A 16,431-nucleotide genomic window follows, 5' to 3' on the forward strand; every position below is an offset into this window, starting at 1 on the left:
GAAAACGTCTGCTCTGGACGTCAGTTCGTTACCATACCCTCTATTTTAGAGCAACAAAAAAGCGAATCCCGTAGGTTCGCTTTTCTCTGTATCCTGCGTAGCGTTACCGTCAGGCGGTTCCCGTGCGGTTAATTTCAGCGACAATCGCTTCTACGTCGGTCAGTGGTAATTCTGCTGCCGATGCAATCGTTACCACGTCCAGGTTCAGTTTCAGCATCGCGCCAATAAATTTTACCGAAGCCTCCCGCTCTTTCTGGTGTACAAGTTCTTGAGCAGCCTTCATAGCGTGCTCTTCCTTCTGGCGCACCAGTTCTTCAGCCGCCTTCATGGCTCGTTCCTCTTTCTTACGGACCAGTTCTTCAGCGGCCTTCATGGCTCGTTCCTCTTTCTCACGGACCAGTTCTTCAGCGGCCTTCATGGCTCGCTTTTGACCTTCGCGGATCAGCTCCTCGGCGACTGTTATGGCTCGTTTCTCACCTTCGCGGATTAATTCTTCGGCGACTGTTATGGCTCGTTTCTCGCCTTCGCGGATTAATTCTTCGGCGACTGTCATGGTCGTTGTATCGGTTTGTGATGAGATACGGCTAAAAATAGTGAATAGTTCAACCCGGGTCAAGGCCGATGTGTAGGTCAAATACAGGAAGCCGGTGCCCACAAACCGTTGGCCAGCCGGCGTTTCGACCAACCGCCTAACCACATCGGCAAATGTATCGAGCAGGCGGGCCAGTTCACGCTTACGCCGACTGTTCTGCAGGAGTATGGCTGTCAGCCGGGCATAGTCAGACCGCAGCAGGGGTAACCGCTCGTCGGCCAGGGTCGATAAGTCGATGAGCAAATAATCAAAATCAGGCAGGTAGACGCGCAGCGACTCATCGACCGGAGCAAAATAATCTGCTACCCGACGCTGCTTCCAGCGCCGTTTGCCGTGGTAAACAATAACGGGCAGTACGGGGGTAAGGGGTTGCTTCTGTTTAAGCTGACTCTCCCATACGTTGAGCAGATACCGGTTGATCTGAAAATGCGGATGCTCTTCGGTGTAGCTTTTGTGTTCGAGCAGCAATACGAGCCGGATTGACTGCTCGCCGTATTGGGCCGAAAAGACCAGATCGGCAAAATGCTCGGCCAGCTGATCGTCTGTAAACGAGTCGGCCTCCCGAACCAGCGTTGCATAATCAATACGCTCACAAACGGCTTCTGGCGCGAACACGTGCAGAAAGTCGATCAGCACCTCGGGCTGCGAAAACGCTTCCTTGAAAAATTTGTCGTGTGGATTGTCGGGTGACATAACGGACTACGGCTCAGGTCAACCCGACAATATATCTACATTTTTTTCAATTTAATGACTTACTGATCTTTTTCTTCTTTCTTCTTCAGCGTCTGAACCACGCGGCCGTTCTCGACCAGTTTGGTCCGCAACACGGTCTGTTTTGGAATCGCAATCAGTAGCATGGGCTGCGACATAAATGCCTGGGGGTTATTGATCATGGAGCTGTCGACTTGCCGGATGTAGCGAACAGTCAGCGTTGAATCCTGCACGAATACCCGGCTGACACTCAGGCGCGGAGGCTTGTTGGTAGCGGTAATGGTGACGCCAACGACCATTTCTTTACTGAAATTAGGCTGGTCGGGACGTTTGGTCGATGTAGGAGCGGCTTTGAATACCTGCTCGAACGTTTCGGCCTGTTCGAACACAAATAAGGTAGGCTTTCCCTTATTGACGGTGGCCTCTGTACTCAGCGAATAGCCGTTGAGCAGCCGATATTTGAGGTTAACCTGAGCCAGCGCAAACAGGCTTAGTGACAAAAAGAGAGAGATAATGACAAGAGAACGGGAGATGCGAAAACGTTTGCCTGATAAAGAGAAAGAGGACATAATTACACTAAGTCTACTAAGCAACAATATAATTCTAACGCCTGCTCACCGACTTCGTTGTGCGGGCAGTTCGAAAAATATATACTTAGTTTGACCGGGTGGAGGTAGACTGTGGATTGTTTTCGACGTTGATATCAGCCACGTTGAAGCACGAATTGTTGCTATCGCTCTGGCACTCAAACAAGTCGAACTGGTTCACGTCAGGATCGATCCGTTCAAAATACAGCACGAACGGCACGCGCTCGTCGTTCCGGATTTCGCGGGTTTCGGGCGAGAGCGGGATGCCGGTTGTCTTGACGAGCTTGTATGTCCGTTTACCGTCGCGGGTGGCCAGCACGGCCTTGGGGTTGAACGAAATACTGCTTGCTCCGAAGAAGTTGCTGTTCCGATCGTTGCGGTCTTTGGCAAAGGTCATATACACAACCGTGTAGCTGGCCGTTAGCCGAACGTCAGTAACGCGGATGTCGGGGTCCTGCGAATGCCCCATTCCGCCCTGCGGATCAGGATAGAGCCGTTGTTGCCCCCCATAGGTGGGCTGGCCAGGCTGGTAATATTCAGCCCCGTCGGCCGGAGCGTTCACGGCGGGCGGGCGGTTGCTGGTACAGGCCGCAGCCAGGAGGAGAAGGGCGACGCAGGCTTTCATAGAATTAAATTACGTCTTTTCGCTCTAACAACCAAGAATTCAGTCTGTCTGTTTTGCCAGAACGTCGGCCGTCAGTGTTTGCCAGATTTGGTCGTACACCTCGGTGGCTGTCAGCCGTTCCGACACCGGATGGCTCCCGACAAATATCGGATGGTAGCGCGGGTCGGCCTCCAGCCGCCCGTGCGATCCTTTTATGAGCGTAGCATCCAGCGAAATCACGTTCATCAGGTAGCGGAACCCGAGCTTTTTCCGGGCCAGCTTATACCCCGCCTTCAGCTTGATGAGCGGATTTGTCTGGTCCATAAACAGCTCTACGGGGTCGTAGCCGGGTTTCTGGTGAATGGCCACCAGGCGGGCAAAATCGGGCGCGCGCGCATCGTCGAGCCAGTAGTAATACGTAAACCAGCTGTCGGCATCGGCCATGACCACGAAATCGCCCGAGCGCTCGTGGTCAATGTGATAAGCTTTCTGCTGCTCCCGGTCGAGCACGAGTTCGATACCCGGCGTTTTTTCGAGAATCGACCGGACTTTGTCGTACACCGACGGGTCGTTCACGTATACGTGAGCAATCTGGTGATCAGCGGTTGCGAAAGCGGGCGACGCTCCCCCATCGAAAAGCTCCAGGCCTCGCTCTTCGCGGTACCGAATCATACCGGCTTCGCGCAGAATCCGGTTGATATGAATCGGTTTATGCACGTTTGTGATGCCGTACTCCGACAGTACGATGACCTCGGCCCCCTGTTTTTCGTAGAACAGGATCATATCCCGGCATACGTCATCGATCTCGCGCAGATCAGGGGCAATTCGGGTCATGTCCTGACCGAACTTCTGCAGGCAGTAGTCCAGGTGCGGCAGGTAAACGAGCGTCAGGGTTGGGTTATGCCACTGGTCGACCAGCATCGTTGCATCGGCAATCCAGCGGGTACTTTTGATGGTCGTCGACGGGCCCCAGAACTGAAACAGCGGAAAGGTGCCCAGTTCGCGCTGGAGCCGATCGCGCAGGTCGCCGGGCTGGGTGTAACAATCCGGGAACTTGAGCCCATCTGACGGATACTGCGGCCGGGGCGTGGCCGAAAAATCGGCGGTCGAGTACATGTTGTACCACCAGAACATTTTCGAGACCGTAAAACCGGGGTCGAGTTTACGGGCGCGCTCCCAGATCTTCTCGCCGGCCACGAGTTTGTTCGACTGTTTCCAGTACTTCACCTCCGCGTCGGTGCGGTCGTACCAGCCGTTACCAACGATGCCGTGTTCGGATGGCCACTGGCCGGTAACAAACGTTGACTGCACCGAAGTCGTTACGGCCGGCAGCATGGGATCGATGGTAGCGCGTTGCTTACCGGCTATCCACTGTTTCAGAAAAGGCATGTGTTCGCCAATCAGCGAATACGATAGCCCTACTACGTCGAGTACTACGGTCTTTTTCATAAGCAACAGGATGAACGAGTGAAGGGGTGCCTGCCGGGTGGCGTCACTCGTTTGTTACATCTTTTACCCACTTTACTTCCCGCTCAATCGAGTCCACGAGATCGGCTTTCAGCTCGACGGGCAGCACGTCCCAGGTGTAGGTTTCTACCTCCAGCTGATTGGTAAAGGCCCGTTCGGTCTGTAGCCGTAACACCTCCCGAATATCGTCCTGCGTCGATTGCAGCAGTCCATAGTCCGAAACGAAGATAGGCACGTGAAAATGAGACCGCCATTCGGTGTGCGTATCGTCAAAAGCCGCCAGTGCTTCGGGCAGATCCGGGAACCGCGCCAGCTCGCCCGAGCTAGTCCGGGCCACGACCTGGTGCAGATAAGTTGGCTCATTAAACGGCTCAAAGGCTTTCCGTACGGCTTCGCGGCCGGCCAGATCGGTTGGGAACTCAGCTTTCAAAGCCGCGCTGATCTGGATTTTACCGACCCGCAGGCCATATTGTTTCAGTTTATCGAGCACCTCGGCCGGGCGTTCGTACCCGACCGCAAAGTGGCATACGTCATAACACAGCCGAACGTGCTCGCAGATGGCGGCTTCGGCGGCTTCGTCGGTCAGCCCAAACTGCTCGCTTAGCTGCTCGATACCCATTGGCAGCAGATAATCCGTAAACCAGGCAATGAACTCATCGGCGGTTTCGATCACGCCATCCGGTTCGGGCTCCAGATCGAGGTGCATCAGCCGGTCGGTCTGCTGCCGGAGTTTGATCAGCTCGGCCACGACTTCGAGCACATTCTGCGTAGTCTGCGAAAATATATAGTCGCGGGCGGCTGGCTGCTCCCACTCGAACCAGTGCCGATACGACAGCGGAGAGGTCGACACCCCACCCGGTATACCGTTGGCCAGCTCATCGACGGGGAGCAGTACGGACAGGATCCGGAATAGTCGCTTGGTGTATTCGACCCGGGCTTCGGTAGTCCAGTCCGGCGCGTGCACCTGGTCCTTCACTCTGGTATGATGAAAGCCTCCGAACGGAAACCCGTTCATGGTAAATATGTAACAGTCGTTTTCGGCCAGCCAGCGCTGAAACGCCACCAGGTTTTCAGGTTGTTCGAGCTCTTCGCTGGCTTCGTTCGACAATCGGAGGCCAAGGCCGAAAGGCGCATCGGGCGACAGTCGTTGTTTCAGCTCTGGAAGGGCCTGCCGCAGGGCGGCAAAGTGATCGGCCCACGACTCGCCGGGGTGAATATTGGTGCAGTAACCGAGATGTCCGAGGGGTGTTTTCATACGTACTGACAAAGCAAATACCTCCATGATGCCCACAGCACGGACCATACCGGCTGCTGGCCCGCTCATGAGTAAACCGGGTTAGACCGTAGCCGACAATTCGCTTTCGCGCAGGGAGGCAATGGCTTGCCGAACCCCATCCGTTTGTATTTCGTGAACCTCAACGCCCTGCCCCAGCGCCTGCAGCAGCATGATGGTAAGCTGGCCGCCCAGGTGCTCCCGAAACTCCGACAGCCCTTTCAGGATGCCCGCGCTATGATCGGCGTCGAGCATGGGGTGATACAGGGAAAAACCGAGCGTCCGGAGGGTCGTCAGCACTCGGTTGGTATCGGTCTCCGAAAGCCAGCCCAGCTGGTTGGAATAGAGAGTGTCGATAGCAATCCCGATGGCAACGGCCTCGCCATGACGGAGGGTAAAGTTGGTGAGTTGTTCCAGTTTATGGGCACTCCAGTGGCCAAAGTCCAGCGGGCGCGACGATCCCTGCTCAAAGGGGTCGCCCCCGGCAATGTGCTGAAGGTGCATATCGGCGCAGCGATGGATCAGGTACTGCATAGCCGACAGATCACGGGCGGCCAGCAGGGCCGCATTCGCTTCGATCCAGTCGAAGAAGAGTTGGTCCTTGATCAGCGCCACTTTCAGCGCTTCGGAGATACCCGCCCGCCAGTCGCGATCGTCGAGCGTAGCCAGAAAATCGCTATCGTTGAACACGGCTACCGGCGGGGCAAACGTACCCAGGAAATTCTTCTTACCCCGGTAGTTTACCCCATTTTTAACGCCCACTCCCGAGTCGTTCTGCGAGAGTACCGTTGTAGGAATCCGGATATGACGAATACCCCGGTGCGAGATGGCCGTAGCATACCCAACCAGATCGAGTACCGAGCCCCCGCCAACGGCCACGATGTACGAATGCCGGTCAATACCATACCGGTCAACAGCGTCCACGATCCGTTCAACCAGCGCCGGGTCGTTCTTGGCCGCTTCGCCACCGGGTATGACCAGCAGGTCGGGCACCAGCGCAACCGGCATACCTGGCCGATCAACGTACTGCCGAATAGCCGACAGCAGAGTCGGGTGTGCCTCAACCACCCCCGAATCGAGCACAAAGAGCAGCTTTTTGGGTGTTTCAGAAACTGTCGGCTGGCTGAAGTAGTCGGCAAAAAGAGGATTGGCTATATCAAAAAGTCGTTCGGTAAAGAATACGGTATACGAGAACCGAACCGCGAACGATTGGTGTAAATGATCCATGAACGGACAAAAGCGGAGTAAAATAGGGCCGCTTTCATCTCTCAAAAATACAATCAAATCGAGAATGATTCCCCGAATTCGGCATTCTGGCAAAAAAACAGCATATATTGGTTATTACCAGTACAGAACCCGGTATTTGATAGCGCCGTACAGACGCCAGTAGACGGCCAGAAAAGGCGTTGCCAGCGAGGTGAGAATGGTCTGCTGAACCAGCGGGCGACTGGGCTGGTCGGGCCAGCGACGCCGGATCAGGTTGACCGACAGTACACCCCAGATGCCGAAACCAACTACGGATACTAATGAACTGCTGATCAGCGCGCCCAGCACCCCCATCAACACGCCCAGCACCGATGCATAGTACTCCAGCACGAGCGCCCGGTCGGTTTCGATCCGTTGCCGGAAAAGCTCGGGGTGGCGCTTGTACAACAAGGCATCATACCGGCTTTTCTGCTCGTTGGCCAGCGGAGCGTACCAGGGCGTCTCCCGCATGGGGTGCACCACGACGGCTTCGGGACATTTGATGATCGGAATACCAGCCTGGATAAACTTGAACTGAAGGTCACTGTCTTCGCGCCACGACAAATCGAACGCTTCTTCAAAACCGCCCACCCGCTCCAGCGCTGATTTTCGACAAAAGCAGTTGGCCGAGATCAACTCGCTGGAGTCCAGGTACAGACTCTTGGGGCTGTAGGGTGCTGTTCCGTCGGGTAATGTGAGGTGCATCTGCCCCGTAATAACCTGCGCCCCCCGCTCGAAGCTGGGCAGTACCGAGGCCAGCCAGTTGGCCTGGGGCAGACAATCTTCGTCCGTAAACGCCACCACCCGCCCCCGGGCCGCACGCCAGCCCCGGTTGCGGGCGGCAGCAGGCCCCCGCTCGTCGGGCTGAGCCAGATAGCGCACCTCCAGCGGACCACCCGCCCGCGCAATCTGTCGCGTAAACAGCGCTACGGCAGCCGCGGTTTCGGGCGAGTTGGCATCGTCTACGACAATCAGTTCGAACTGATCGCGCGGGAGCCGCTGCCTACCCAACGCATCGAGGCATTTGAGTAATAAAGCCGGCTGCTGATAGGTCGGTATGACTACCGAAAAATGCGGGATCATGGGTAAAACGGTGTGTACCAAACGGGCAGGCCGGTTTCCTGTCCGAAACGACCGGGGCAGGCTACCCGTGTGATTGTGAATGGCTGTCTATCAGGGACCTATAACGCCGGTTATCATCCTGTCAGTTTACAAGGCCGGCCTATACTGAGCGAACGGCCCGAAGTAATATCCATCAGAAAAATAAGTAAATTTATCAATAAAAAAATATTGATAAATCCCCATTATCGGTAACATGCAAAATCCAGGCCGAAACCGCCTGTTCCTATACGTTCACTGAATAAAAACTGTTTTCACGGGCTTGTAACCCCCTTTATCTTCCGGAACCGACAACAAACGTGCTGCGGTTTTCCTGTAGCTTTGCAGCATCTACATGCGTTAACTGCTTTTTTATGATCGCTCTTATTACCGGCGCCACGTCAGGCATTGGATACGCCACCGCCCTGGCCTTTGCTGACCTCGATTTCCAGCTCATTCTGTGCGGCCGTCGTCAGGATCGGCTCGACGCGCTGAAAGACCAGCTCAGCGAACAGACACGGGTAACGACACTGGCTTTCGACGTACGGGACCGAAACGACGTAGAAGCCGCTATCCAGTCGCTGCCGACCGAGTGGCAGGCTATCGATATTCTGGTCAACAACGCCGGGAATGCCCACGGCCTGTCGCCCATTCAGGACGGCGACCCGGCCGACTGGGACCAGATGATCGACGCCAACGTACAGGGATTACTCTACGTATCGAAGGCCGTTATTCCGGGTATGGTAGCGCGCCAGCGGGGTCATATCGTAAACCTAAGCTCTGTAGCCGGTAAACAGACCTATGCCAACGGCGCCGTTTACTGCGCCAGCAAAGCCGCCGTAGAAGCACTCAGCACCGGCATGCGCCTGGACCTTACCCAGCATGGCATCAAGGTGACCAACATAGCACCGGGAGCGGTCGAGACGGAATTCTCGATGGTTCGCTTTAAAGGCGATGCCGAACGGGCGGCTAAAGTATACGAAGGCTTTACGCCCCTGACGGCCGACGATATTGCCGACACCATCGTATATGCGGTAACGGCTCCGGCCCATGTTACCATTGCCGATCTGACCATTCTGGCCAACGCGCAGGCAGCCGCTACCACGATTGTCCGGAAATAGCCAACCTGATTTGCTGATGAAAGTAACTACCCGCTGGCCGGGATTTCTGTGGCTGGTCAGCCTGTCTCTTATTGGACTGGTAACGGGTTGCCGGGTGAGTGCGCCGACCGAAACGCTTGATGCCGGTTATTACTCGGTGCGCCGGTCGCCCGAGGCTGGCCTGCTCCATAAACGCGTGTACCTGACCGACAGCCAGGATAGCATGCAACTGATTCTACCCCATACGGACGGGCGCCGGCAGATTACCGGAAAAGCCTCCGCGGACTGGACCTTTGCGCAAACGGAAGTGGACATAGACGTATTCACGCTGCCGTTCAAGATCAGACCGGCCAAAGGCGCGTTACCGCCCCAGCTCAATTCGAACTTTAACGCGGCCGTGTATCTGGGTCGGCGTCTCGATTTTCATCGGTACGGCTACCGGTCTGTTACGCCCAGCTTCGGCACGCGCACGCTGAAAAGCCAGGGGTTTGGCTATGGTCTGTTCATGGGCATCGGTTCGGCCACGATCAATGACCTCGTTACCAGCAGCCAGATTCCCTATGAGTACGAAGGGGTTGTGATCAACGCGGGGGTGGCCACGATCTTCGACGCGCACATTTTCAACGTCGGGCTGGCCATTGGTGTCGACAGCCTGATGGACAGTAACCGCCGGTCGTGGCTGTATCAGCACCGGCCCTGGTTCGGGGTTCTGTTCGGGCTTAACCTGAACTAGGCCTGGGGGCGGCTCAGCAAACGATCTTACGCCCGATCGTTACCGACTTCTTCTTCGTCACCAATGCGTACGTATTCGGCCGGGAATACCAGTCTGAACACCGTACCCACGTTGAGTGTGCTGTCAACTTCAACCGAGGCTCCCATCTTCTCGGTCAGCGATTTCACGATGGATAACCCCAGCCCCGACGAGCCTTCATTGTTGGTAGGCTGAGCCGACAGACGCTGAAAACGCCGGAATAGCTTGACCCGATCGTCGGGCGAGATGCCGGGGCCTTCGTCGCGGATGGCAATGGTCAGCTCCGGGCCTCGCCATTCGGTTTCTACATATACCTGCCGCCCAAACGGCGAGAACTTAAGCGCATTACTGATCAGGTTGTCCAGTACCCGCACCAGCGACTCCGGGTCGGTATGCAGCAGCACCGGCTGGTCGGTTCGCTGGCGGTGAATGGTAATCTCCTTCTGGTAAGCCTGAGCCGCAAATCCGTCCACCACCACATCGATCAGATCATCCAGCTCGACATCGTACATGGTCAGCGGCTGGTTCGAGCTAATCAGCTTGTTGAAATAAACGATACTATCGATCAAATCGAGCCCCCGCTTGATGGTTTTCTGGCCGTATTCGATGTTCTCCGTCTGCTCGTCGTTCAGCGGGCCGTGCATCGGCAGAAAATTAAAGATAAAGCTGAGCGTAGCCAGGGGCGACTTCAGATCGTGGGCAATAACGCTGATCAGGTTTTCAATTTCGCGGTTGGCCTCCGTCAGTTGCTGCGTTTTGGTATACAGCTCCGACACATCGTTAAAGAGCCAGATACGACCTTTGAAATACGGCGAGTGAATGGGTCGCGTCAGCACCGACAGTACCTGCTCCGGAAACGTCCATATCCATTCTTTACTCATGAAGTTGGGATTGCTCAGCAACTGGGCGGCCGTTTCCTGGATCGCTTCTTTGTTCAGGGTCCGGTTACGCAGGGCCAGCATACCCGCCGACAAAGCAGCCGCCGGGGGGCGCAGTTCATCGGGTTCCAGGTTCAGCAATTCGATGGCCGCCTGGTTTACCCAGCCCACATCGTCCAGCTCGTTGATGAGCACAATGGCCTGTGGCACCACCGAAAACAGAAACCGGTACTGCTGCTCCAGGGCTATGCGTTGCAGCGAGAGGTAGTTGATCAGCACTTTGTCGCCGAAGCGAAACAGGGCGTTCTCGATATCGAACGTGGTGTGCTCTACGGGTTCTATCCAGCCAATGAGTATCCAGCCTTTGAAGGTGTAATGTTCCAGCCGGAAGCCCGATACCTGTTTACATGTACCGAAGAGACTTTTCAGAGCCCGTCGGGCCACAAAGGGCTGTTGATGAAAAAAAGGGCTTTCGCCCGTCATTTCGGTTAGCTGAACCGGATTGAAGGCTGGCAATGACTCGGCCGACGCGGTTGAAAACAGCACCGTAGCGGTCCACTCGTCGCGCTCCTGAACAACGTAACAATAGTCAGCATCCAGATGAGCCACCACTTCGGCAGCATAGGCCTCCAGTCGTTTAGGACCAATCACATCGGTGGCAATTCGTTGAAAGTTTCGTTCGAGTATACGGCAATCCAGCATGATCATGAGAACAGAAATGGCCGTATGGCCTGCACGACTTTATCGGCATGACTGATGTGAGGCAGATGGCCTTCTGCATCAATGAAGGTCAGCCAGGCATTGGGCATATGGTTCTCCATATAGTGCCCGACTGCATGGGGTACGGCCAGATCGTGCGTACCCTGAATGAGCAGGGTTGGATGCTGGAGCTGCGCAATATCGGCCCGGTGATCAGACTGAAAGATAACCCGCGCAATGGCCAGCGCCACATCCGGACGCATGGCCGAAATGGTTTGAATAAATCCGTTAGCCAGGTGAGGTCGATCGGCATTGGCCATAATCCGGGGCGCAAACCCACCGGCCCAGGCGTGAAAGTCGCGCTGCATCTGCGCAAACAATTCGTCGAGCGTTTGCTGGTCGAATCCACCCTGATAGTCGTTGTCATTGACGTAGCGGGGCGACGCGTTGACCAGAATCAGTTTAGAAAACCAGGATGGCTCCTGAATGGCCGCCAGCGCGCCGGTCATGCCGCCTACCGAATGGCCAATCAGGGTTACCTGCCGGAGAGCCAGTTCTTCCAGCACGTCCAGTATGTCATCCGCGTACGCCTGCAGGTGCTTGTATTTTCGGGTATTGAAGAACGGAGTGGTCTTCTCATTGGCCCCTACATAATCAAATAATACAATTTTGTACTTATCTGCAAAGGCTTCTGCAACGTCCTGCCAGGCGGTTTGGTCGGTGCCAAATCCGTGCGCAAAAACAAGAGTTTCCGCAGCATCAGGTTTGCCCAGCACCTGAACATTGTTGCGTTTTACAACCGACATAGGTATAGTTTTATCGATACTTCACAGGTTAATAAAAAGCAAATTAAGCCAATTTTAATGTCAAAACAGACACCAAATAGCGGATATATGAAATAATGCTATATGATTTATGAGAAGTATATACGAAAAGAGTAACAATTTAGATGTAGCTATCCATACCTTCTTCGAATAATACCATTTTTTCTAAAATCGCTTCATAAGCCTAACCAGGCATTTTGCCCCGGCAGTTACTACGTTGACCCGCTTCGGAGTACTTCTTTCAGCACAGCCGGCTCGACCCTGTGGCCGCCTTCGTACGCGGTTATGCGAAGCCCCGGAGCGTGACGTTGTATCTGATCGATATAGGCCTGCGGGTCGGGCATGTCGCGGATGTATTCATCCTGCCGTCCGTATACGTAGTGCGCATCGACGGTAGCCAGCCGGGCCGGATCGATCATATCCGCGAATCCATTGGGAAAGAAGCCAGCCCATAACACCAGTCTGTCGACCCGGATGTGCTCGTTTGCCAGCCAGCGGCAGGCCGTAGCGGCTCCCTGCGAGAACCCCAGTAGGTTTATCTGAAGCGTCTCGGGCGAGCGGCCAGCCAGGATGTGGTCGTAGAGCCCGTTCAGATACGCAAGAAAATCCTGTATTTCGACATCGCGGTCTTCGCGGGTCAACCACGACGCCCCTACCCGATCGTAGGCGCCGTTCAGGTACAGCCGCGACAGTCCCTCGGGCACTACAATGCAGGTTTCTTCGTCGGCAAAGTCGGTAAATTTACGGCTGAAATACCGGGCCAGCTGCCCGAACCCGTGGAGACAGAACCAGACATGCCGGGTCTTGCTGGTCAGTTGGCCAAGCGTATAGTATAGTAGCGGGCCGTTCGTTGTACCGTGAAGTGATGCTCAGTCATGTTCTGTAAGGCCATCTGGCCGGGTAGATGGTTGGTTGGGTTAGCAGCAGAAAAAGCCCGGCCCGCTCGTTGACCGGGCCAGCGTACTGGCCCCTTCACCGCTGAAACCGGGAGCGCTGCCGATCTCCCTTCCGCTGTTCATAGTGGGTTTTATCGGCCATGTAACACAGCCGCTCCAGCTCCGCATGAACGGTACCGGCTTCGTCGACCCACTGCAGCCTGAAGGTTCGCTCAGTCTGGCCGCGAGCCGCCACGTCGCTACGAATCGAGTCGATCAGCTCGTCGGTCAGCTCATACCGCATGTAGAGCGTCGTGCGGCCCGGCTTCCGAAACCGGATACTGGCCGACTTGTCCCAGACTACGTACTCGCGCCCCAGTACGCGCAGCAGCATCAGCATATAGAACGGGTCCGACGCAGCAAACATACTGCCTCCAAAAATGGTACCGACGTAATTGTAGGTCCATATGTTCCGGCGCAGGCGCAGATGCACCTCCCGCGAATCGGCCGACCAGAACAGGATTTTACCGCCCGTACCGACGTACATCGGGTACCAGTTCATCAGGGTCCGGAACCGCCAGGAGCTGAACGACTCGGTCCGGTTCGTTTGCAGAAAAGCAGGTTTCATACCGTTGGGCGGGGTTCGCTTACCAGGGATTGGCCTTTTTTAACGGCCTGCGCAATCTGACCGGCATGGTACGAATTATGGTGCATCAGGAAGGCCAGTACACCCATGCGGGGAGTATCGCCAAACGGAGTCGGAATTACCTCCGCCCATTGTTCGTCGGGTGTTTCCAGAATATAGGCCGCAATCATCGCGTAGGCATCCGCAACGGCCTGTTGAATAGCCGCCAGGTCGAGCGGGCTGCCATCGTCCGAAACGCCCCCCGAAGCCCGCATCTCGAGAGTGGTCTGGTGACCGAAGAGCATAGCCGCGAAGCGATGCATCGACTCGGCCGTATGCAGCGCAATAAAACCCGCCGAAGCCGTTTGGGGGGTTAGCCGATGACGGTAGGTTTCGGGGGTCAGTTTCTGAATAGCCCCGGCCGCCGAAGCCTGGTTGATGCGCCAGAGATTAGCCAATAGTTTAGCAGTCATAGTCAGTAGAAGCACCGCAAGGCTTCGGTGCTGGTTTATGGGATTGGGATCATTTTTTCGGAAAGCAGGGTCAGGCCGTCAACGACCTCGGCCCCGAGTTCATCGTGGACCTGGGCGTTCAGCACTTTCCACCGTTTATGACATCGCTTAGCGAGTATGGTGCCCGCTTCGGTCAGAAACAGGCCCTTGCGCCGGTTGTCGGTCAGCCAGCCGTTTTTCTGGAGCAGCTGCACATCGCGACTCATGGCCGACTTTTCGATCTGCAACTGGCGGGCGAGGACGTTCTGCCGAATACCGGGCTGGGCGAAGATGCGCATGAGTAACCCCGCTTGGGCAAACGTAACCCCCTCGGCCGCAAACGCTTCGTTGTAGCGCCCCGTGATTAAGCGCGCCAGCATCCGCAGCCGCCCCGCAATACAATAAGTACCAGCCTCCATACCGTAAACATGCATACCAAAAGTTGTATATGCAACTTTATAGACAAAAAATAACCGGACTCGATAAAGTCCGGTCAGAACGGGCTTATTCGCTCATGCTTTCTGGGCAGATATGGGCTGGGATACCGGATCGGCAACCGACCTGGGCGGGCGCTGGCTCCAGTACGTAGCCAGCAGCGATCCCGTTGTGTTCATGATCGGTCCGAACAGGGCCGGAGCCAGGCCTACCGTTGCTACTTTACCCATCTGAACGGCAATACCCGAAGCCAGTCCGCCGTTTTGCAGGCCAACTTCAATGGCTACCGTTCGGCAGCTCTGCTCATCCATCCCGAACAGCCGGGCACTCCAGTAGCCCAGCACGAACCCGGTCAGGTTGTGAATCAGGACGCAGAGAGCCAGGGTCCAGCCGACGGCCAGCAGGCTGTCGCGCCCGGCGGCCGTAATGATCGCTACGATCAGGACAATACCAGCCATCGACACCAACGGCATCACCCGGTTGATCATGACCGCCGATTTCCGGAAAATCCGGTTCAGCACCAGCCCAACGACAACGGGCAGGATAACGATCTGCATGATCTCGATCATCATTTTCCAGAACGATATCTCGATAAACTGCCCGGCCAGCAGCTTCATCAGCGCAGGCATCAGAAACGGCGCCAGCAACGTAGCCAGCGTGGTGATGGTAATCGACAGCGGCACGTTGGCTTTGGCAATAAAGCACATTACGTTACTGGCCAGGCCACTCGGCGAGCAACCGATGAGCACTACTCCAGCCGCAATCTCAGGGGGGAAATTAAACGTGTTAGCAAGGGTATAGCCCAGCAGCGGCATAATCACAAAATGGCAGGCCACGCCAATGAAAACCGCCCGGGGCTGCTTGATGACGCCTTCAAAGTCGGCCAGCGACATGGTTGTACCCATGCCCAGCATGATGACCTGCAGCAGCGGCACGATCAGTTTTTTTAGCTGAAACCCATTGATCTCTCGAAACGGGTCGGGAAAGGATAGCGCGACGACAACAGCCATGATGATCAGGGCCGTGTAGATCAGGTTCTGGTAAGAGGATCGGGCGTTGGTTTCAGACTTCATAACCAATAAGGAATGTACAAAGAAGAATGAGTTATGTACAATACGCATTCAGATTGCCTAGTAAAGCACCTTTTCCCTAACTCATACCCGTTTGTGACTGAGCTACTTCACTCCGTCGTTACGCATCGCTACGCATTCAGCGTTGCTCCCCGATCACTCCCAGGGCCATTACACCTTCTTTCAGCGAATAGGTCGATGTCCGAATCTGGTTGATCCCGTAGGCTTTCAGTACGTAGTCGATCAGGCAGACAGCCACAACGATCATGTCTACACGCAACTCGATCATGCCGGGCAGCTGCATCCGTTCGGCATGGTTGCGGCTGATGAGCAGTTCGTAGGACCGGTAAAACTCGGCTATGGGCAGGTCGAAAGCGGTATGGTTGGGCGGAGGCAGGTAGCCCCGCTCCTGCTTGTACCACATATCGACCAGCGTGTCGAACGAACCCGACGACCCAACCAGCACGGCCGGCTGATACTGATGAACGGCATTGGCCAGCGGCAGCAGCTTTTCCTGAAAGAAATCGTTGAGCCGGCGAATGCTGCCCGCGCTGATAGGCTCGGTACCGTCGCCGGGCATAAACCGTTCGCGCAGTCGCTGGCCGCCGATCTCGAAGCTTTGTTTCCAGAAAATACGCTGCTGATTACCCAGGATGAACTCAACGCTCCCCCCGCCAATATCGATTACCAGCGCCATCCGGTCATCGAGGGCCCCGGCCGCCCGAACGCCGTGGTAGATATAGTCGGCTTCCTGCTCGCCCGAAATAACCCGAATCCGGATGCCGGTTTCCTGCCGGATTCTGTCTATAAATTCGGCCTGATTGCGGGCTACGCGAATGGCACTGGTACCGATGGCCACGACCTGCTCCGGCGCCACGCCATACTGATCGAGCACCTCCCGGAAGTAACTCAGCACATCCAGCGCCCGGCCAATGGCTTCGTCGGTGATAATTCCCTGATTGATACCAGCCATGCCAATTTTGGCCGGTCGGCTCTCGCGAAAAAGAGTCTGGTGGTCCGTATCGCTTTTATCGGCAATAAAGAGATGAAACGTATTGGTGCCTAAGTCGATAATCGCTTGCTTCATACCAGCAAAACTACTACCT

Annotated in this window: 17 protein-coding genes; 2 read left to right on the plus strand and 15 right to left on the minus strand. The window is 55.7% G+C overall.

Going from position 1 to position 16,431, the window contains the following annotated elements:
• Positions 1 to 109 precede the first annotated feature (109 nt).
• The 7 genes from EQG79_RS15210 to EQG79_RS15240 form a co-directional block, all read right to left on the minus strand.
• Positions 110 to 1,285, minus strand: coding sequence for an Rpn family recombination-promoting nuclease/putative transposase (locus tag EQG79_RS15210; RefSeq protein ID WP_129602348.1), 1,176 nt, complete (start codon positions 1,283 to 1,285; stop codon positions 110 to 112).
• Positions 1,286 to 1,344: 59 nt separating this feature from the next.
• Positions 1,345 to 1,803, minus strand: a complete 459-nt coding sequence (locus tag EQG79_RS15215; protein ID WP_236648754.1) for a hypothetical protein — start codon at positions 1,801 to 1,803, stop codon at positions 1,345 to 1,347.
• 154 nt (positions 1,804 to 1,957) lie between these two features.
• Complete coding sequence (locus EQG79_RS15220; protein ID WP_077921664.1) at positions 1,958 to 2,515, minus strand: hypothetical protein; 558 nt, start codon at positions 2,513 to 2,515, stop codon at positions 1,958 to 1,960.
• A gap of 39 nt (positions 2,516 to 2,554) precedes the next feature.
• Complete coding sequence (locus tag EQG79_RS15225; protein WP_129602352.1) at positions 2,555 to 3,943, minus strand: alkaline phosphatase family protein; 1,389 nt, start codon at positions 3,941 to 3,943, stop codon at positions 2,555 to 2,557.
• Between the two features lie 43 nt (positions 3,944 to 3,986).
• Entirely contained in the window at positions 3,987 to 5,216 is a 1,230-nt protein-coding gene (gene eboE, locus EQG79_RS15230) for a metabolite traffic protein EboE (protein ID WP_077921749.1), read from the minus strand.
• Positions 5,217 to 5,297: 81 nt separating this feature from the next.
• The gene (locus tag EQG79_RS15235) at positions 5,298 to 6,461 is read right to left on the minus strand and encodes a 3-dehydroquinate synthase (protein WP_129602354.1); all 1,164 of its coding nucleotides are present in this window, start codon (positions 6,459 to 6,461) and stop codon (positions 5,298 to 5,300) included.
• Positions 6,462 to 6,575: 114 nt separating this feature from the next.
• A complete protein-coding gene (locus EQG79_RS15240) occupies positions 6,576 to 7,562 on the minus strand; it encodes a glycosyltransferase family 2 protein (protein WP_129602356.1) in 987 nt (328 codons plus the stop codon).
• A 389-nt stretch (positions 7,563 to 7,951) separates the two neighbouring features.
• Between EQG79_RS15240 and EQG79_RS15245 the strand changes: the two genes are divergently transcribed.
• On the plus strand, positions 7,952 to 8,698 hold the full coding sequence (locus EQG79_RS15245; RefSeq protein WP_129602358.1) for an SDR family NAD(P)-dependent oxidoreductase: 747 nt from the start codon (positions 7,952 to 7,954) through the stop codon (positions 8,696 to 8,698).
• A gap of 16 nt (positions 8,699 to 8,714) precedes the next feature.
• Positions 8,715 to 9,410, plus strand: coding sequence for a hypothetical protein (locus tag EQG79_RS15250; RefSeq protein ID WP_077921669.1), 696 nt, complete (start codon positions 8,715 to 8,717; stop codon positions 9,408 to 9,410).
• A 26-nt stretch (positions 9,411 to 9,436) separates the two neighbouring features.
• Here the strand turns inward: EQG79_RS15250 and EQG79_RS15255 are convergent, their stop codons facing one another.
• From EQG79_RS15255 to EQG79_RS15290, 8 genes are all read right to left on the minus strand, one after another.
• Positions 9,437 to 11,014 (minus strand): sensor histidine kinase, encoded by a 1,578-nt coding sequence (locus EQG79_RS15255; RefSeq protein WP_077921670.1) that lies wholly within the window; start codon positions 11,012 to 11,014, stop codon positions 9,437 to 9,439.
• Entirely contained in the window at positions 11,011 to 11,811 is an 801-nt protein-coding gene (locus EQG79_RS15260; protein ID WP_077921671.1) for an alpha/beta fold hydrolase, read from the minus strand. The genes EQG79_RS15255 and EQG79_RS15260 overlap by 4 nt, the downstream gene beginning before the upstream one ends.
• A gap of 230 nt (positions 11,812 to 12,041) precedes the next feature.
• Complete coding sequence (locus EQG79_RS15265; RefSeq protein WP_317126256.1) at positions 12,042 to 12,644, minus strand: alpha/beta hydrolase; 603 nt, start codon at positions 12,642 to 12,644, stop codon at positions 12,042 to 12,044.
• A 157-nt stretch (positions 12,645 to 12,801) separates the two neighbouring features.
• Positions 12,802 to 13,332, minus strand: coding sequence for a DUF4442 domain-containing protein (locus tag EQG79_RS15270; protein WP_129602362.1), 531 nt, complete (start codon positions 13,330 to 13,332; stop codon positions 12,802 to 12,804).
• Complete coding sequence (locus EQG79_RS15275; RefSeq protein WP_077921673.1) at positions 13,329 to 13,802, minus strand: DinB family protein; 474 nt, start codon at positions 13,800 to 13,802, stop codon at positions 13,329 to 13,331. The genes EQG79_RS15270 and EQG79_RS15275 overlap by 4 nt, the downstream gene beginning before the upstream one ends.
• Positions 13,803 to 13,837: 35 nt before the next feature.
• Positions 13,838 to 14,254, minus strand: a complete 417-nt coding sequence (locus tag EQG79_RS15280; protein WP_236648756.1) for a MarR family winged helix-turn-helix transcriptional regulator — start codon at positions 14,252 to 14,254, stop codon at positions 13,838 to 13,840.
• 78 nt (positions 14,255 to 14,332) lie between these two features.
• Positions 14,333 to 15,328 (minus strand): bile acid:sodium symporter family protein, encoded by a 996-nt coding sequence (locus EQG79_RS15285; RefSeq protein ID WP_077921674.1) that lies wholly within the window; start codon positions 15,326 to 15,328, stop codon positions 14,333 to 14,335.
• Positions 15,329 to 15,464: 136 nt separating this feature from the next.
• Entirely contained in the window at positions 15,465 to 16,412 is a 948-nt protein-coding gene (locus EQG79_RS15290; RefSeq protein ID WP_077921675.1) for a Ppx/GppA phosphatase family protein, read from the minus strand.
• Positions 16,413 to 16,431 lie beyond the last annotated feature (19 nt).

Source organism: Spirosoma sordidisoli (assembly GCF_004138325.1).
In the GTDB taxonomy this organism is placed as follows: domain Bacteria; phylum Bacteroidota; class Bacteroidia; order Cytophagales; family Spirosomataceae; genus Spirosoma; species Spirosoma sordidisoli.